This window comes from Microcoleus sp. PH2017_09_SFU_O_A (assembly GCF_020738625.1).
Lineage (GTDB): Bacteria > Cyanobacteriota > Cyanobacteriia > Cyanobacteriales > Microcoleaceae > Microcoleus.
This window is the reverse complement of the sequence record NZ_JAEQCF010000021.1, coordinates 1-19,616: the sequence shown is the minus strand read 5'-3', so window position 1 is coordinate 19,616 and position 19,616 is coordinate 1. Positions and strand designations below refer to the sequence as shown.

The 19,616-nt window shown below is 46.0% G+C and carries 12 protein-coding genes; 4 read left to right on the top strand and 8 right to left on the bottom strand.

Translation table 11 applies throughout. The features are described 5' to 3' along the window. Positions 1-132 precede the first annotated feature (132 nt). Positions 133-654, top strand: coding sequence for a photosystem I assembly protein Ycf3 (locus tag JGK16_RS10580; RefSeq protein WP_293183322.1), 522 nt, complete (start codon positions 133-135; stop codon positions 652-654). A 229-nt stretch (positions 655-883) separates the two neighbouring features. Next, positions 884-1,165, top strand: coding sequence for an Asp-tRNA(Asn)/Glu-tRNA(Gln) amidotransferase subunit GatC (gene gatC / locus JGK16_RS10575; protein WP_293128462.1), 282 nt, complete (start codon positions 884-886; stop codon positions 1,163-1,165). A gap of 178 nt (positions 1,166-1,343) precedes the next feature. Here the strand turns inward: gatC and JGK16_RS10570 are convergent, their stop codons facing one another. The 7 genes from JGK16_RS10570 to JGK16_RS10540 all read right to left on the bottom strand — a co-directional run bounded on the left by JGK16_RS10570 (position 1,344) and on the right by JGK16_RS10540 (position 14,226). Further along, complete coding sequence (locus tag JGK16_RS10570; protein ID WP_293183320.1) at positions 1,344-2,624, bottom strand: glycosyltransferase family 4 protein; 1,281 nt, start codon at positions 2,622-2,624, stop codon at positions 1,344-1,346. 128 nt (positions 2,625-2,752) lie between these two features. After that, complete coding sequence (locus JGK16_RS10565; protein ID WP_293190496.1) at positions 2,753-3,478, bottom strand: class I SAM-dependent methyltransferase; 726 nt, start codon at positions 3,476-3,478, stop codon at positions 2,753-2,755. Positions 3,479-3,756: 278 nt separating this feature from the next. Further along, entirely contained in the window at positions 3,757-9,120 is a 5,364-nt protein-coding gene (locus JGK16_RS10560; protein ID WP_293190519.1) for a glycosyltransferase, read from the bottom strand. A gap of 176 nt (positions 9,121-9,296) precedes the next feature. Further along, entirely contained in the window at positions 9,297-10,817 is a 1,521-nt protein-coding gene (locus JGK16_RS10555; RefSeq protein WP_293183316.1) for a class I SAM-dependent methyltransferase, read from the bottom strand. 15 nt (positions 10,818-10,832) lie between these two features. Then, positions 10,833-12,245: an ABC transporter ATP-binding protein gene (locus JGK16_RS10550; protein ID WP_293183314.1), complete on the bottom strand. Its 1,413-nt coding sequence runs from the start codon at positions 12,243-12,245 to the stop codon at positions 10,833-10,835. A gap of 308 nt (positions 12,246-12,553) precedes the next feature. After that, positions 12,554-13,360, bottom strand: a complete 807-nt coding sequence (locus JGK16_RS10545) for an ABC transporter permease (RefSeq protein WP_293190518.1) — start codon at positions 13,358-13,360, stop codon at positions 12,554-12,556. Positions 13,361-13,686: 326 nt separating this feature from the next. Beyond that, complete coding sequence (locus JGK16_RS10540; protein WP_293183312.1) at positions 13,687-14,226, bottom strand: hypothetical protein; 540 nt, start codon at positions 14,224-14,226, stop codon at positions 13,687-13,689. Between the two features lie 71 nt (positions 14,227-14,297). Between JGK16_RS10540 and ruvB the strand changes: the two genes are divergently transcribed. Further along, positions 14,298-15,398, top strand: coding sequence for a Holliday junction branch migration DNA helicase RuvB (ruvB, locus tag JGK16_RS10535; protein ID WP_293183310.1), 1,101 nt, complete (start codon positions 14,298-14,300; stop codon positions 15,396-15,398). 519 nt (positions 15,399-15,917) lie between these two features. On the opposite strand, the gene JGK16_RS10530 is transcribed toward ruvB, so the two are convergent. Beyond that, positions 15,918-17,213 carry a TAXI family TRAP transporter solute-binding subunit gene (locus tag JGK16_RS10530; protein WP_293203048.1) on the bottom strand — a complete coding sequence of 432 codons (1,296 nt, stop codon included), beginning with the start codon at positions 17,211-17,213 and terminating at the stop codon, positions 15,918-15,920. A 189-nt stretch (positions 17,214-17,402) separates the two neighbouring features. Here JGK16_RS10530 and recN point away from each other — a divergent pair, with 189 nt between their 5' ends. Further along, positions 17,403-19,160, top strand: coding sequence for a DNA repair protein RecN (recN, locus tag JGK16_RS10525; RefSeq protein WP_293190494.1), 1,758 nt, complete (start codon positions 17,403-17,405; stop codon positions 19,158-19,160). Positions 19,161-19,616: the final 456 nt, after the last annotated feature.

Below are 19,616 nucleotides of genomic sequence, written 5' to 3'. Positions count from 1 at the left end.
GTTTGTCCTTGTGTCTCACAAGTCTTTTTCGCATTCTCAGCACAACTCTCAACTAAAATTGTTGTGCAAGTATTCATAGGAAAACTTTACCCGCTAATTTTTGAGATTAGCCACTAACCAAAAGAATCGCATATGCCAAGAACTCAACGCAACGATAACTTTATTGACAAAAGTTTCACGGTAATGGCTGATATCATCCTGAAGATTATGCCCGCGAAAAAGAAGGCGAAGGAAGCTTTTGCTTATTATCGGGATGGTATGTCGGCTCAAGCTGATGGCGAATATGCTGAAGCGCTGGACAATTATACTGAAGCGCTGAAGCTGGAAGAAGATCCTTACGATCGCAGTTATGTATTGTACAATATGGGTCTGATCCATACTAGCAACGGCGAACACGATAAAGCTTTGGAGTATTACAGCGAAGCGCTTGAACTGAATCCCAGAATGCCGCAAGCGCTGAACAATATTGCTGTGATTTACCACTATCAAGGGGAAAGGGAAAAGGAAGCTGGCAATGTTGAAGGGGCGGAAGGGCTGTTTGATAAAGCTGCGGATTACTGGAAGGAGGCTATTCGTTTGGCGCCGAACAATTACATTGAGGTGCAGAATTGGCTGAAGACGACAGGGCGATCGCAAATTGATGTGTATTTTTAACTATGATGGGAATGGGGAATAGGGAATGGGGAATAGGGAATGGGGCATCGGGCATAGTTAATAGTTAGTAGTTAATAGTTAGTAGTTTCTCTAATAACAAATAACAAATAACAAATAACACATAACTTGTTTGGCCTCTTTGCCCCATGCCCCATGCCCCATGCCCCATGCCCCATGCCCTATGCCCTATGCCCTATGCCCAATTCCCAATTCCCAATTCCCAATTTTTATGATTGACAAAGAAGAAGTTCGGAAAGTAGCGAATTTAGCCCGATTGGAATTAACGCCGGAAGAAGAAGAGCAGTTTACTGGTCAACTGAACGGTATTTTGGATTATTTTGAGCAGTTGAGCGAACTGGATACGAGTAAGGTAAAACCGACAACTCGGGCGATCGATGTTAGCAATGTTATGCGATCGGACGATTTGCAACCGTTTGCTAACGGCGAGAGTATTTTGGCGGGTGCTCCCGATCGCGATGGGGAGTTTTTTAAAGTGCCTAAGATTATGTAGAATTTCCGCTGTGTACCTGACTCGATCGCCCTAACCCCCCTTAATCAGCAGGGTGGTTTTATTGTCGTCAGACAAATTAGGTACGTAGTTGCGCTTCAGCGCTCTTTATAATATTAGGAAAGAGGGCTGAAGCCCAACAACGTACCTAAGGGTGCTTGTGGCGTACCTTACGATCGCACTAAATTCTCACTCCAAAAGATGCGGCCAATTCCCGTTCTGGCTGCATACCAACTGTCGGCGGCATCGATCGACTTGCAACCTGCTCGATTAGTTGTAATTGCTGCGGTAACATATTAGCTAAACTGTAGCGTTCTAGGGCGGTTTGACGGGCCTTGACCCGAATTTCTGCCATGCGGGTAGGATGGTCTAAAACTTCGTCAATGCGATCGGCTACTTGTTTCGGCGAGAAGTAATCGACGATTAAACCGTTTTCTCCATCGCGGATAACTTCTCTCACCGGGCCCGTATCGGAACCGATTACTAAACATCCTGCCGATAGAGATTCAATCATCGACCAAGATAGCACGAAAGGTCTGGTTAAATAAACGTGTACGTCGGATGCTTGAATTACTTTTAAATACAGTCCGTAAGGTAGCGGCCCGACAAAGTGTACTCGCGACATATCTAGCGGCACTTTTTTGAGCATATGGTCTTTGTAAGACTCGCCATTTGGTAAAGAACGGCCGTAACAAACTCTGTCTGAACCAACAATTACAACGTGACAGTTGGGGCGGCGTTCTTGCACGTAGGCGATCGACTCAATGAACTCTGGAAAACCACGGTAAGGTTCCATTCCCCGCGATACGTAGGTGACAATTTCATCAACGCCGGACAAATCTAAGTTCGGTAAAATTAGTTTAGCACCGGGATCTGGTTTAAAATAATCGGTGTCTACGCCGTCGTGGAGTACGGATAATTTTTGTTGTAATTCTGGCGGAAATTGCGATCGCTGCCAATAAGTCGGCGACAAACCCCAATCGCAAGAATATAAATCGATCAGAATCGGCGCATTTTTGATTCTAATTCTCGCCATATCGTCAACACTTAAAGGTTCCGCCGGATCGAAATCTGCGTCGGAACCAATGGCGTGATAAAACCACTCGAAATAACACAAAAGTGGCGTATTTGGAAAAGCTTCTTTGACAAATAGTGTCGGCCCCCAACCTGAATGTCCGCAGATCACATCGGGTACAAAACCGTCAGCTTTGAGTTGTTCGGCCATTCTAAATACGGCTTGTCCGTAGATGACGGCACTTTCTAAAGGGCGCACGTATTGGTGAGTCTGGGCGTGGGGTTCGCGGCTGGGGGTAAATGCTGCTTTGCGAACTCCGGGAATGTCCCATTCTGGACGCTCGTTTTTAGTGCCGAAAACAATTTGATTTTTGGGATTGGCGCCTAAAGCCGTGATAATGTGGCGGTATTGGGCGGGGAAGTTGGGGTGGAGAAATAATGCTTTCATTTTAGAAGGAAGAAGGAAAAAGGAAGGAAGATGAACAGGATTTACATGATGTTCGATCGATTAGTTATAATTCCAGCAGGTGTGAGACTGCTTTAAAAACATCGCTGTCAACTGTCAACTGTCAACTGTCAACTGTTTAATGGTGCTTTGCAAATCCAGACGCAATCTCGCGGTACTGAAGATGTATTTTTCAGGAGGATTTCATAGTTTAAATGGTTGAGAAATTTTTCCATAATTGTATCTGTCATTATTGAGAATGCAGTGCCATCTCTGCGTCCCAGCAAGTTTTTGTCCCACTCGCCGGCGAATTTTTGCCACCCTAATTCGCTGAGAATATTGCCGTGGTGGAAGACGCAAATGCGATCGCCCCGCAGCAGTTTTGGAATGCGAGTTAGGTAGTTGAATATGTCTACGGCTTCTACGTGTACCATGGTATCGTAGCAAAAGCAGACATCGGCTGCACCCTCGGCGATGCCGTCTAATGTTAAACCGTCGAGTTTGACGTAGGAAACGCGATCGACTCCCAAGCGCGATCGCGCGGCTTGCAGCATTTGACTGGAAATATCGGCGCAAATTAGGCGATCGCAATATTTCAGCAACAGCGAACCAGTTTTTCCGCCACCGATACCAATTTCTAAAACCGTATGTTCTTTTTTGATGTACGGTGCAACAAACTCCTGTTCTATCAGTGCTTCGTATTCGGCTAAGGAGTTGGCCGCACCAGCAGCTTTACCTATCCATTCGTCCCCAATATGGGAAAGTTCGGGATTAGTTTCTTCCCACTGTTGGGCGTAACTGTCCCAGGCTGTTTCATAATCTACTCTTGGGCGATCGGTCATTTTTTCATCGTTCATTTTTGATTATTTTATAGTATAGATGTCTGGATTTTGAATATGTTCCGCAAGTCTTCGTTTCTCCTTGCCCTGTGCTACCAATTATATCAAATCCGGTCTTCATTGGAATGATTCATCTCTCCATTCTCTTCCTCTGTGTCCTCTGTGTTCTCTGCGGTTTAATAATTCCGGTACAGCCAGATTTGATATTACCAATTACCTGTTCTACCAATGCCCTGTTTGCCCAATGACCTGTTTGGCCAATGACCTGTTTGGCCAATGACCTGTTTGGCCCATGATTAATGACTGCTGAAATATGCTTCGCAGAAAATGTCTGCATAAGCTTGAGTCATCTCCTCAAAAGTATTGAGTGAATCCAAGACATATTTAGCATTTCCAGCTAACTGCTGGCGCAAAGATTTATCCTCCAACAAACTAATCAAAGCTGCAAGTAATTGATCCGGACGATCCGGCGTATAAAACAAACCGTTAATTCCCGGCCTCACTTGTTCCTTAATTCCAAAGACTGGCGATGTAATAATTGGTAAATCGCAGGCCATCGCTTCCAAAATCACTCGCGGAAAACTTTCGACACGAGAAGTGCAAACAAAAATATCCGCCGCTTTGTAATATTTTCCTGGTTCCCCGGTTTCCGGGACTACTGTCACCCTTTGTCGCAACTCTTCCGGCAATGCGTTCACCATATCGGCTAATTTATTGCTGTAAATACTCGGCCGATCGCCCACAATGAAACACCTAATCTTATTGTGCCATTTTTCAGGCAAAAGTGAAAGTGCTTGAACTAAATCTTGCTGGCCTTTACGTTCGCAGACGGTTCCCAGCAGCAACAATACCACATCTTCCGCTGCCACACCTAAAGTGTTTCTAGCGTCTTCAGAATTCTCGGAATTTTCCAGTTTGCTCAAATCTAAGCCGTTGTGAATCACTGTAAAATTGTGGTGGCTGTTGAGAGGCAAATACCTGTCACGCGTTGCATCCGCCACAAAAATCACCTTGTAAGGAAAGCGGAAACACTCCAAAGCTCTCGCCGCAATCTCCGAGCCAAACCTGTTAAAATAAGTTTGCCAAGGTTCGCTTTCGTGCACGTTCCACACCGCCGGAACTCCGATTTCTCGCGCCGCATCAACTACAAAGAAGTTTTCTAAAGTATTGGCATAAATTGCATCTACTTTTAAACTTTCAATTTCCTTACTAAAACTCCGGATAGCTTCATCGTAAGCATCGCGCTGGTAGATGTGTTCGAGGGGATTGTCGCGTACAATGACTTCAATTCCCTGTTGTTCGTAAGCTTGGCGCAGGGGGCCGTCTGTCGTGCAAAGTACGATCGGCAAAATCACACCCTCAGCCGCCAATTTCACCGCAATTTCGTACTGATGCAGCGGTGCCCCCGTAAAATCCAGCGAATTGCTGCACATCAAAACCTTAAGAGGATGAATAGAATTGTTTGTATTGGCTACCAACAAACCAGAATCCGAAACTTCCAATGTATAACCCTCTTCCTTTTTCCCTCTTTCTTCTTCCTTCTTCCCTCTTCCTTCTTCCTTCTTCTTTCCCTCTCCTTTCATAAAAACCCGTCGGGGTTGAATATGAAAATACTCATCTTCTAAAGACAAATGAGGACTGTAAAAGCTGTCATTTTTCCCCGCATACTTGCGCCGAAAAGCCGCAACTTCTTGAGGATTGTCAGTAAAACCTCTCGAAGTTCCCTCCTTGTGCAACAACTCCGCATCGGGACAATACACGCACCGATAACCCCGTTCTAACAATCGATATCCGTAATCGACATCATTGTAAGCAACAGCAAAATCATCCTCATCAAAGCCGCCCAATTCTAAGAACAATTGACGGGGAGTAATCGTGCAAGCAGCAGTTACTGCCGAGTAATTTCGCGTTACCATCGCTTGAGAAAGATAGCCTCGATTCTCCTTATCCATCAGCTTAAAAGCGTGACCGGCCAAACCGTGATGGAGGCCGTGAATTACTCCCGCGTGCTGAATTCTACCGTCGGGATATAACAGTCGCGCGCCGACTGCACCAACGCCGCGAATTTGAGCGTATCCCACCATTTGACTCAGCCAGCGCGGGTTGATTGCTTCAGTATCGTTGTTCAAAAACAATACATATTCGCTGTCAACTTTCTCGACGGCGCGGTTGTTGATTGCTGCAAAACTAAACTTGCCACCAGGATTTTTGATTCGCAAAACTTGGCAAGTTAATTGCTTTAAATATTCTAGAGTTTTCGGATCGTCGCTTTCATTATCTATGACAGCAATTTGAAAGTTTTTGTAGGTTGTAGTTTCCAGAGAATCTAGACAGGCTTTCAGCAATTTCACCTGATTTTTAGTAGGAATAATTACCGTTACTGACGGGCCGTCATCCGGGAAATCTTGGGCAAAGATGCCCAAATTTTCTTTGGTAGCCCAGGCGTGCTGAGCGACATTGCCATTAATTTGTCGGCGGTTTAGTGCATCTTGGATTGCTTTTTGACCTGCGCCAAAACTGGCGGGTTTTGCGGCCCCAGATATGGCTGTAGAACCGGGTGCAGTTCGCCAATGATACAGCACTAGAGGCAGGTGCGCGACGTGGCGACAAATTTCGGTTGCTCTTAAGGCAAAATCGTAATCTTGCGAGCCTTCAAAACCGAGGCGCAAGCCACCTATTTCTTCAAAAATCTGTTTTCTGACGGCGCACAAATGACCGAGATACATATAGGAAAGCAGCAGTTCTGGCGACCATTGCGGTTTGAATTGTGGGGCGAAACGGCGACCTTTGGTGTCGATTTTGTCGTCGTCTGAGTAGAGAAAATCGGTGGTTGGATGGGTGGCAAAATATAGCGCTACTTCGCCTAGGGCGTCGGGAGTTAGTTCGTCGTCGTTGTCTAAAAATAGGATGATGTCGCCTGTGGCGAGGGCGGCTGCGCTGTTAGTTGCGGCGCTGATGTTGCCGTTTTCTGTGCGAAATTGTATGCAGATACGATCGTCCTTTTCGGCCCAATTTTTCAAGGTGTCAGCAACCGTGGCGTCGGTACTATAGTCGTCAGCGATGCAGAGTTCCCAGTTTTGATAGACTTGATTGATTACACTGTCGATCGCACTTTCGAGAAAATCTATCTGCGGATTGTACACTGGCATGACCACCGAAATCTTGGGCAGCGCTTCCCCACAGGATTTTAACCGAGAAATCAAGTAATCGCGCGATCGACTATTCCACTGATTCACCTCCAACCAAGCGTCATACCTATCAATCGGTTTCGGCACCACAAAACCCGCAGGCGGTAGCAAATCCCCCGGCGCAGTCAACTGTTTTTGCTGTTGGTAAATCTTCCCCAACTGGCGCATCACCTTGACAATTTCCCAAGGCATCGGCACAATTCTGCCCAGACGCTGTTTTCTCTCCCTAGCCCGCTGCCGGATTGCCTCTACAAAACTCGAAAACTCCTCAAATTTATCAGCACTTCGCTGCCAAATATGGTAGCGCCGCACAGTCAATATTTGTGGCGCTTGAAAATACAAAATTTCCTCGGTATCTAACTCAGCTTGCAGCGAAACTTGCCATTCCCCTGGCGGCAAATCGACAAGTGCCTCAAAGCCGCTTTCCGAACTGTTAACCCAGTCGGGAAACACTTCGCCGACATCTTTTCTCCGCAAACCGTAGGCGCATTCTACAGAAATATCTCCGCACACAAAGCTTAATTTAGCAATTTTGCGATCGTGGTGACAGCACCAACCTGCGAACAAAATTTGACCCTGACGCTGTTCCCACACTACGGGTACATCTAACGATGCTTGAATTGTTGAAACCAACAGCGGATAAGTTGCCAAGAGATGCCAATTTCCGCCTGCTTCTTGGGCTTCTAGTACCACTTCGTGCCGTCCGGCAGGCGCTTGCAATTCAATAGTAAAACCCGCTTTCCTCGCAGCCGGAATATTAGAATGTGCTATCGCTATATCGCTTCTTTCTATGCCGTAAACGCCCGAAAATATTTTGTCATCAATTCGGGCGCGCACTGCTTTAATCTCAATTTTTGTGTTAAATACCCAGCCCACGATTAGTAAATTAGAATCGCTAATTTGCCAAGTAGTGGGTTGGTCTAACGAAAAAATATATTTCGGGAAGAGGTCACGGATTCGGCGCCTAAAACCCCACAAATTTTCTCGGATTTGCCACCAGTCAGAAGACTTGATTGCCTCAATTTCTGCCCGCACTCTTTCTGTTTCCTGGCGCGATTTTTCTAAGTCTTCCCGACTTTCATTTAATTTTTCCTGAGTTTGACTCTGTATTGTTTCCAACCACAGTAACTCAGCTAACTTTTGCTCCAATTTGAATTCTTTTTCTTCGTATTTTACCTGACTCTTCCCTAATTCTGCTTCTAATTCCAAGACTTTTGCTAAAGCTGTTTGAAATTGCGATTCTTTGCCGGCAAGCTGTACCTGAGTTTGTCCTAATTCTGCTTCTAATTCCAAGACTTTTGCTAAAGCTGTTTGAAATTGTGATTCTTTGCCTGCAAGTTGTACCTGAGTTTGTCCTAATTCTGTTTCTAACTTCAGGACTTTTGCTAAAGCTTCTTGAAATTGCGATTCTTGACCGGCAAGCTGTGCCTGAGTTTGTCCTAATTCTGTTTCTAATCCGAGCAGTTTTGCTAAAGCTTCTTGAAAATTTGATTCTTTGCCTGCAAGTTGTACTTGAGTTTCTCCTAATTCTGCCTCCAATCCCAACACTTTCGCCTGGGCTTGGTGAAATTCTTCTTGCCACTGTTTGATTTCGGAATTGCTGGTTTTTTGCTGTTTTTCCAGCAAGCGGATTTTTAGCCAATCTTCAAAAGGCCCGACAGAAGATGCTGGAAAATGAATAATTTTATCGCTGGCAGAATTCGATTCGCTGCCCAGATTGCCAGCTTGGGTTTCCAAAACTTGATATAGTTCTAAGGCTTCGGGAAAATATTGTTCTATTAAACTTGGTCTGTGACTTTTGACAATATCGTTGACTAATAAAGATTCTTCAAAATTGTCGGCAGGTATCGCCCCTAAATTAACGTTAAATTTGTCGTTGACTCGATCGATAAAAAATTCCGGAGTGTTGCCGATCGGGTAAACGTTGGCCAACAGACAGCGATCGGGAAAACGTTCGGACAATTCTAAGACTTTTTGGTTGTAGTGAATCCACATTTTTACTGCCATTTCGGGGTTTTGCAGCAAGCTGACATCGGTTCCCCGGCGGTACAGCGAATCGACGACTTCCCAGGGCGATCGATAAACGCAGATGAAATTGGCTTGCGGTAGCAAATTTAGCCAAAAATCCCAAAACAGGGCGGTTCGCGGGTCTTTCCAGCCCCAATGGTTGTGAGTTTGTTGGTTTTGGTCGATCGCCCGTTTGGCAATTTCCACATATTCCGCTGCTACCGAAATCGTTTGTTCAAACGTACAGCCGAGTTCATCTATGCCGTGCGATCGTAAAACACTCTTGTGAAACTCAACAAAATCAACATTCTCGAAATGACCTTTCACATTTCCCACCGCCGGGCCCACCAACTGTTTGCCAATATCAACTCCGACTTTCTGAAACAAAGAAGCCGTTAAAGATGTACCGGAACGGTGCATTCCAGTAACAATAAAAACCGACGGTTTGCTGTCATTCATATTCACAATTTCTCTCCCTCGCCCTAATTCCCACACCATTTTTACTCGCTACACGATTTAGCCCAAAATGCAACTTATAGGTAATATCCCAACACTTAGTCCCTCATCTCTCCCAATCTCCAATCTCCAATCCACAATCTAAAATCCAAAATCCAAAATCCAAAATCTAAAATGGTCTTGTCTTATTCTCCCGCTAAACCGAGCGCTCGCCTGACTTGAAACCACGTGCTTCTCAGCTTCCAGAACTTGCTACTTTCCATCGCCACAACTCGACATTGCGATTTCTCTAGTTCTTGCTTGACATTCATCAACTGATTTTCAGTCTTCTCCAACTGCATTTGCAGAGACACTAACTGACTTTGAGTTTGTTCCAACTGCGAGTGAACTGAAATTAATTGATTTTGAGTTTCTTCCAACTTAGTATGAGATTCTTCTAACTGAGTTTCAGTAATCATTAACTTACTTTGACTTTGCTCCCATTCTATCTTAGCCCCAGCTAGCTGAGTTTCAACCAATTGAAGTTTGAGTTGAGTAGACCCCAACAAAGACCGCGATTGCTTTTGCCTTACCAGCGATTGCACAGTGCAAGTTTCCAAAATCCATGTCAAACCGTAGTTATTGATTGCTTTAACGGTTAACACATCCTGCGGCGCCACAGAGTTTTTCGGTAAATAACAGTTCCAACCCGACTGCAAAGCCACATCAGTTTCAAAGTGTCCGGCCACATCCGGGCGATCGTAAAAAGGCTCGCACCTCTGCACAAACTCACCGTTTACCAGCACTTGCAAATCCTCAATTTTACCGCCGCCATTCAGATCTGCCGCCCATCCTTCCAGATACAAATTCTCCTTATTTGTAAAAGCAGCAACATCAACATATCCTTCCGGGTGCTGATTGAATTTCAACTCCGAAAAATCTCTAGATAGTTGATTTGTGACAACATACAAATCCTGAAACCTGCATATACCTTTTTCGATGCGGTGAACAAAAGCCTTACCTGCGCTAACTTTATCGACAACTTCTCTGACAAACTTTTCAGTTACATAAGTTGTGCCGTATTCCTCCTTATCTAAAGACTGACTTTCGCTGAGGGCGCTGAACAAAATACCATTAGCAGGCATTTCTACATTAGGAGCTCGCAAACACTCATCGTGAACGCTGAACATCAAAATACCGTTAGGAGTCAACAAATCGTACAAATTTTGCAACCAACTTGTAAAAGTTCTTTCCGGCATATGGCTGAAAAAAGAATTAGCCAGAATGCAGTCAAATTTGCGATCGATTAAATAATTTTCTGGTTTTCCAGTCGAAACAATACCGCTAACGCCGAAGTATTCAGTTTGAAACTTAACCGCATTAGCATAAATATCAGAAACCCAAACTTGTTCCGGCGGTATTTCCTGAATCAAAAACCGTGTAAATCTACCGTAACCGCAGGCAAAATCTAGAAAAGACGGTACATTCTCAAAACTGCCAAAATGCCAATCCACAACCTGTTTAACAGTATCCAAGATGCGGCGCCCCAGCGAATAATAGCGCACCAAAGCCCGATCGCGATCGTCCTTGACATTGCTCAACGCAAACAAATACATTTCATCGTTTTCGCAGATATTTAGTTTAAAATCTTCGGGAAACTTAGTTTGCTCTCGAATAAATGCTTCGATTACCGGATTTTGGACTAAATCTAAATTGCTCTCGCTCATTGTTTTCACAGAATTTTAGATGACTTCGGTTGACGCCTTTTTCACCAGAGAATCAGAATTAACAACAGTTAAACACGGTTCGATCAGCAAGTCAACGATGCCGTTACCGCAGGACTCAGTACAAGACTGAACTCTAAACATCGCCACATCAACGCAGCGATCCAGATAAGTTAAATCCTCATCTACCGTTCCCACAACCCCCGCATTCAAAAAATAAACCCCAGGATTTAGCAAACATTTAAACTGAAACTTCACGACAATTGTCGTTCCCGCTTCCACATACCTAACGGACTGACTGGAAGCCTTTAAAGAAGCACCAGCTAACTCAAAACCGCTAATCGTTTTAATCAACATTCCAAACCTCACCTTGGAAGTTGACCGCGAGAAAGTGACAGAGTAAGTGTAAACATAATCTTGACGACCAATCAAGTGATTTACCACAGTTCCCGACCGAGTCTCGATGTGGGGGTTGATAATTTCCGCTCCGCGAGACGGATACCTCACCGTATTCGACGGTATCATCCCCGGATCGTAAAATTCATCATAATGTTCCTGGGATTTCGAGTGATATTGCTCGGGTTTCACCTCCGTCTTTGTGCTTTCTAAATTAGCATCCTGAAGATTGTTGTCACTTTCTTGCTTTGTGAGTTGATTTAGCGATCGAATATCTGACTTCAGCCCCAATACTTTATCTGGATCTGCATAGATCAACTTTTGATACTTAGAAATTACCACCTTCGGCGTGTGAGCGAGCAGCAATTCTCCGCTATCCATTAAAATTGCTGACGTACAAAGTTGCACCACCGAAGTAGCAGCGTGAGAGACAAATAAAATCGTGCCGCCACCTTCTTGAATGCTTTGCAAGCGGGCAAAACACTTGCGCTGAAAAGCTTCGTCGCCTACCGAAAGTGCTTCGTCAACCACCAAAATATCCGGTTCGACGCTAGTCGCAACAGCAAAAGCCAGCCTGACAAACATACCGCTGGAATAAGTTTTGACTGGCTGTTCGATGAAATCTCCAATATCAGCAAAAGCAGCTATTTCGTCAAACTTTGCTTCAGTTTCTTTTTGACTGAATCCCAGTATTTGAGCGTTGAAGAATACATTTTGCCGCCCGGTAAATTCCGGGTTAAATCCGCTTCCAAGTTCCAACAAAGCGGAAATTCGTCCTTTCACATCCACGCTGCCGGTGGTGGGCGTCAGCGTCCCCACAATTATTTGCAAAAGAGTGCTTTTTCCCGAACCGTTGCGGCCGACAATTCCTAGAGTTTGTCCTTGAGGAATTTCCAGATTGATGTCGTGGAGAGCCCAAAATTCGTCAGCGAGTTTTTTGCTGGGGTAAATAATTTCTTTTAAGCGGTCTCCTGGACGATCGTATCGCTTAAAGCATTTAGAAACATTTTTTAGTGAAATTACATTTTCTGTCATCCGATTTTAGATTTTAGATTTTAGATTTTAGATTGATATTATGTCCGATCTCACTAAAAATAGGTTTGTAGTGAGGACTTTAGTCCTCAGATTTTTATGAGGAATGCGAGTCCTCACTACAAACCTTTATTGGAATTTTAGATTTTAGATTGACTTGCGATCTCAAATAAGTTTACCAGGAGAAATTGGTTTAAAGCCGGAACCCTTGTAGGGAGAAATCAAAAAAAGACGATTCATTACTCGAATCCTCGGACTTCCAGGTAGAGGTCGCCCTCAACTGTCAACTGTCAACTGTCAACTGTCAACTGTCAAAGCACGTCAGCAAAAGCGGGGCGCAAACGGCGGTAAACTGCAAAACCTGCACAAAATATAGCAGCAGAAATCAGGGTGGCGACACCCCATTCACCCCAATGCTTGACTTCTCCAAGCAGTATCAGATCTCGGTAAATCTCGGAGATGGCGGCCATTGGATTGAGCCAAAATATCCACGCTCGCCATTCTTCGGGGATGATTGATGCTGGATAGACGATCGGCGTCAAATAAAACCAAAAATTTAGAATAACACCTAATGTCTGAGGAATGTCTCGCAAAAACACTGTCAAGCCCGCTGTCAAATATCCCAAGCCCGCTGTTAGCAGCAACTGAGGCGCCCAAACCAGTGGCAGCAAGCATAAAGTAGCGTTGAGCTTTTGCGTGGACACTGCTACGATCAGAATCAAAGCTGCTAAACCGAGAGAACTTTCAATAAAAGCGGTCAAAATCGGCACTAGCGGCAGCAAACCGAGGGGAAATACCACTTTTTTGACTAAATTTGGCTGCCCAACCACGGATACTCCCGATTTAATCAAACCGCTGGTGAAGGCACTCCAAGGCAATAAACCTGCAAACAGCCAGACTCCAAAGGTAATGTCACTGTTTTCGGGGAACCCTGCAAGTTGGAGCTTGACCTTGAGGACGATCGAGAATACATAAGTGTAAATCACCAATTGCGATAGCTGATTCAGCAGCGGCCACAAATTGCCCAGAATCGAACCTTTGTATTGAGCTTCCAAGTCCCGGCGCACCAATGTTGTCAGTAGATGCAGCTTCGTCCACCGTTGGCTGCTTGCGGGCATCCTGCCGCGAGCCGATCGGGCTTTTTGGGCAACTCCTTTCACCGTTCTCAGCAATTTTTTCGCCCTCGTTCACTAACCTTCACACCTAAATCAACTCCAGCTACGATTGTGCAGCTTTTGCTAAACCGCAATTATTCCACAGCCCCGCCGCTTTGATCAAGCATCTGCTGGCAAAGATCGGACTCGGCGGTTGAAACCGCGTCTAGACAAACGAAGTCTGCCTCCGCAGACTGAAGAAAATAAGAGACAAAATTGCAAAAGTCCTTTTAATCAATTTTTTGAGCGGGACTGTAGCCCATCCTAGCTATTTTTGCTAGAGGTCTACTTTACCCGATCGCCTGACTCACTGCTGAACGTATCGCCAGTTTTTGCTCGTCGTCGTAGCCCCACCGTTCAAAAAATTCCTCGTACTCGCCGCTAGCATTCTGCAAACTTTCCAGCATTTCGGACGCTACAGCTTTACAGGCGGGCATTTGCAGGATTTGAATCAAATTGTGCGATCGCCCCTGCACTCTAGCAGAACCCGCGGCTCTTTCCTCGCTTTGATGGCGCGAATGATACACAACCATCGCCGACGACATCGCTAAATTTTTCACCAGCAGTTCTGCTACGATCTCAGGAGCCGATCGCAGCGCCTCGATAACTCCGGGTGAAGGCCGGTCTGCCACCTGTCCCTCGTCCGTCAGATAAGTAACAAAAAAACCCCGAGCACCGTTCTTAGTTTTCACCAGAGAGGCCACTGCTTGCTCGATCTGGGCCTCTGAAAGTCGTGAACCCTCAATTTGGGGCAATAAAGATTGAGTCAGCTCGATCGCCCCCTCAAAAGTTATGCTTTCCGACGCTAATAAAGAAGATGGAATACTCATAGCGAACTCAATACTGGTAATGATTCCGCTCACAATTGTAAACAATTCCCATTGCCCGATCGCAAATAACTATGGCAATTATCTCCTCCAAACAACAACCACCCGACCCAAATCTACCCGAAGACATAGCCCCGGCACCCCGGAAAAAAGCCGCCAAACCCGAGACGGAATCGCTACTAGAATCGCAAGAACTACCCGACGAAATCAACAGCAAACAAGAAGACAAAATCCGGCCCCAGCGGTTAGCTGAATATATCGGGCAAAAAGACTTGAGAGAAGTTTTGGCGATCGCAATTGCAGCAGCCAAATCCCGCGGCGAACCGATGGATCACCTGTTACTCTACGGCCCGCCGGGATTGGGCAAAACCACAATGTCGCTAATTCTAGCCGCAGAAATGGAAGTAGAATGCAAAATCACCACAGCCCCAGCCCTAGAAAAACCGCGAGATATTGTCGGATTGCTAATCAACCTGAAAGCAGGCGACGTGCTGTTTATCGACGAAATTCACCGATTATCGAAAGTTACAGAAGAAATCCTGTATCCGGCGATGGAAGACTGCCGCTTAGATATTACGATCGGTCAAGGAAAAAGCGCCAAAATCCGCAGCATTCCGCTGAAACCCTTTACCTTAGTAGGCGCCACCACCAAAGTTGGGTCACTGACATCTCCATTGCGCGATCGCTTCGGCTTGATCCAAAGACTGCGATATTACGAAATAGACGAACTTAGTCTAATTGTCCAAAGAACCGCCCAAGTTCTCGACACTAAAATTACCCCAGAAGGAGCCGAAGAAATTGCCCGCCGCGCTCGCGGAACACCCCGGATTGCCAACCGTTTGCTGCGCCGAGTCAGAGACTACAGCGAAGTCAAAAATTTAAAGCCAATCAACGCCGAAGTTGCCTCCGTCGCCCTCGAATTGTTCAACGTCGATCCGCTAGGTTTGGATTGGACAGATCGGTCTCTTTTGACAGCAATGATCGAAAACTTTAACGGCGGCCCCGTGGGTTTAGAAACCCTCGCAGCTTCTACAGGAGAAGACACTCAAACAATTGAGGATGTGTACGAACCTTATTTAATGCAAATCGGATTTTTGCAGCGAACAAGTCGGGGTAGAATTGCCACAGCCGCTGCTTGGAAACACCTAGGTTTTGTCTCACCTAAATTATTGTAGGGTGCGTTAGATGGAGCGTGCTTAAATAATTGCGATGGAACAGTCGTAGGGTGCGTCGCCCTCGAAAATTCCCAAAGAAATATCGATAATCTTACAGCGACGCACCTGACAAACAGCGCTACAGTGCATCAGGAAAGGCAATTCTCAATCATCACTGAAAATTCTATCACAAAGCCCTGCACGAAACTCATCATGTTGTTGATTGATACATTATATCGTTTCCGGTTGCATCGGTATTCTTTAAAACGTAAACAATTAGCAGTCAACAGTTAACATTCAACATCACCTGACAGTACAACCGAAATTGATATAACTTGCTATCTAACAAATTTTAAGAGGGCTCGCATCCCAACAACATACCTTTCTTGGTACGTAGTTGCGAATGCAAGCGCTCTTGGGGCTCGCATCCCAACAACATACCTTTCTTGGTACGTAGTTGCGATGCAAGCGCTCTTGGGGCTCGCATCCCAACAACATACCTCATCTTTTTGGTAAAGGCTATATGTCTATCACAATCAATCACACACTATCCGAAGCCAGACGCAACTCCCGCAACATCTTTTCTCGCTCGCGCGCAATTCTTATAGCAGTTTCCCAAGTAAAAGTAAAAGATTGAAAAGAATCAGAATCAATCCGATCTTCGTCCAAATCTACAATCACCTGGTTAAAAATCTCAAATAACTCTTCTTGCAAGAAATGAATTTCATGCGAAGTTTTCGCTTGACGAATTTTTTGAATCAAACTTAAAATCGCCAAATTAAACTGATCGGCTTGATTTTTTTGTTTTTCTACAAAGCGCGAGCGCAACTGCCAAACCCAAGAGGCGAAAAGCGTTCCGATAGATAAATATAAAGCCATAAGATCGGAATTAGCAGCCCAAAAATCCGGCTTTTCGCGATCGTAATAAGCCTGAGCGCCCTCATGTAGGGGCAAAGCCAAACCCCCATTTCCTCCAGGCTGACTAATCATTGCCGCCAGCGAATTAGCAGCTACCAAATTGCGGCGGTACTCGAACACAATCCGCGTAATTTCCCGCACGATCTCCGGATCGACATCCTTCCGGGCCAACAGAGTAGCCTGCACTCCCACGGTCGCCAAATCTGCATCGGGAACAGCCGGATCGGCTTTGTAAGTACCCTTAGGAATCATATCGGCTTCCAAATAAGGCAACTTTATTTTCATGGCAGATCCTTGGTCGATCTGTACTAGCTTTCCCTGCGTATTTTGCAGCAAGTTTCTAACCAGATCGCTGCCGGGAGGCAGTACCCTGAAAATAGCATCAACCTCCCCATTACTAAATAATTTACTAGCCTCTGTCCAAGAATTTGGAGTAAACATAAAATCGGTTTCTTTTAAACCATAATGTTCGCTCATCAACCAAAAAGAACTGTAAGAACCACTGCCTCTTGCCATCAGTGCAATATGTTTGCCTTTTAAATCCGAAATACTTTTAATCCCCGACTGTTCGGAAACAATTAAATGAAAAACTTCCTTAAACAACGAAGCTATTACCCGAGCAGAAGGTACCGCAGCCGTATCGTTTTGTACGATCGCTAACTGAGCCTCATTCGACTCAAGCTTCCGCATATTTTCCTCAGCACCTTGAGTTTCAATAACTTGAATGCGGATGCGCGGATTGTGTTTCACGACGACATCAGCAAGTGCCTGTCCGAAAGGGTAATAATTCCCAGTTTTTGTTCCCGTGGCCAGTGTTAATTGATAGACTCGCTCCTTGTCTTGGTGAAGCTTCCAGCCAAAAGCTCCAATCAGGACAAAGCTTAAGAGAGCAACGGGCAGCAGTAATTTACTTTGCATTGATGTTGAGACTCGATCGATAATGGCAAAATTACAAGTATTGTAGTTGAAAATCAAAAGAAGACTCGGGAAATTCGACGCGCCCGATAGGGGAGGAGTCAATGCCCTGCGCGGGCCCCATTCCCAATGCCCCATTCCCCATTCCCTATGCCCCATTCCCCATTCCCAATTCCCCATTCCCAATTCCCCATGTTACTATCCCTCAGAATAGAAAACTTTGCCCTAATTGACCGCCTGGATCTAGACTTTGGCCCGAGTTTGAACGTATTTACAGGGGAAACCGGGGCTGGAAAATCGATTATCTTAGATGCGATCGATGTAGTTTTGGGCGGGAAAGTCGATCGCCGATCGATTCGCACCGGAGCAACGCGGGCAATATTGGAAGCTACCTTTGAATTAGACTCATCCGCCGCCAAGTGGCTCTTCGAGCAAGAAATCGAACCCATAGATGGCAATTTAGCCGTTTGCAGCCGGGAAATTAACGTATCTAGCGGTGCTTTGCGGAGTCGATCGCGTTTGAACGGAATTCTCGTCAACCGCCAGTTAATGGAGCAACTGCGCGATCGGCTTGTGGAAATTACGGCCCAAGGCCAAACCGTCCACCTCGGCCAAGAAACTCTCCAGCGAGAATGGCTGGATTTGTACGGTGGTAAAAAACTCACTCAAGCGCGATCGACAACCAGCACCGCGTGGCTGGGGGCTGCCAGCGCCAAAACAGCCCTCAACCGCAGGCGTCAGTCGGAACAACAGCGGCTGCAAAGACTGGATTTATTAGAATACCAAGTCCGAGAACTTAGCGAAGCCCACATCGAAGACGGCGGGGAACTCGAACAGCTAGAACAAGAATCAATCCGCCTCGGCCACGTCGTCGAATTGCAGCAGCAGAGTTACCGAGTTCACCAGGCCCTTTACCAAAACGACGGCGATAGCGCCTCAGCCGCCGACTTGTTGAGCAAAGCCGAGGAAATTTTAAACGACATGGTAGTCTACGATGTCCAGTTGCAACCAATTTTAGAAATGGTCAGCGACGCCCTAGCTCAAGCCACAGAAGCCAGCAGCCAAATTAGCAGCTACGGCGAACAATTAGAAGCAGATCCCGAAAGACTCGAAGAAGTAGAAGATCGGATTCGCGAACTCAAACAAATTTGCCGCAAATACGGGCAGCTCTCAGAAGCGATCGCCTACTACCACAGCATCCAAAACGAACTAAACGAACTTTTAGAAGGAGGCGAGTCAATGGAAGCCTTAGAACTCGCATATCAGACTGCTCTAGAGCAATTAAAAGACGCTTGCAGCCACCTCACCATCCTGCGGCGCTCCGCAGCCCTGAAACTCGAAACCCACCTCGTGGGAGAACTTAAGCCCTTAGCTATGGAAAAAGTCCAATTTCAAGTCGAGATCTCGCCCTGTAGCCCAACCGCCACCGGTGCTGACCAAATTGCCTTTTGTTTCAGCCCCAACCCGGGGGAACCGCTGCAACCTTTAGGGGCGATCGCCTCCGGGGGAGAAATGAGCCGCTTTCTACTCGCCATCAAAGCCTGTTTTTCCCAAATTGAAAGCGCCGGAACCCTAATTTTTGACGAAATCGATGCCGGAGTCTCCGGGAGAGTCGCCGGTGCGATCGCCAAAAAGCTCTATCAACTCTCCGACAAACACCAAGTTTTGTGCGTCACCCACCAGCCGCTAATCGCCGCGATGGCTGATTGTCATTTTCGCGTCAACAAACAGACGATCGCAGCAGAATCAAGTATCGGCGAAGCAGCCAACTCCGAACCGGGCGAACGAACTGTAGTCAGAGTTGCAGTCCTCAACAGCCAGCAGCGCCGGGAAGAGCTCGCCCAACTCGCCAGCGGTCGATCGGCCCATGAGGCGATCGCCTTTGCCGAATCACTACTCGTCGAAGCCGCCGGATTGCGCCAAAGTCAGTCGGCCAAACCCTCAAAGTAGCAGCATTGCTCCCGAATCACCAATCAAAAATAGTCTTGTCAGTAAATCCACCTTTACTTGACGTAAAATATGAATCGCGATCGAGCTTGCTGTGTATGTCTTCTGACTTCATCGCGATAGATAACGAAAGTCTTCTTGCTCTTCTTTTACTCACCGTTCCGAGTCTCCCAAACGGTTTGAAGGAAATATGGAGATTTAAAAAACCAGTTTCAATGCCCAAAACTGCAAAAAAACTGCAACTGACAACCGACGATCGAACGGCGTCAAACTCAGTTCTTCAAAGCCTAATCTGATCCTCCAGGCGATCGGGGGGTCAAAAGGCGGACTTTTTTTCCGAGTCGGAGGTTACACTGAAAATGACCGAAAAACGAGGCGCAAGCCCCGTCCTTTTAAGGCTGGGGTCTAGCCGATTAGCGACTTCAGTCGCCTTGGAGCGAGTGCGCGGCTTCAGCCACA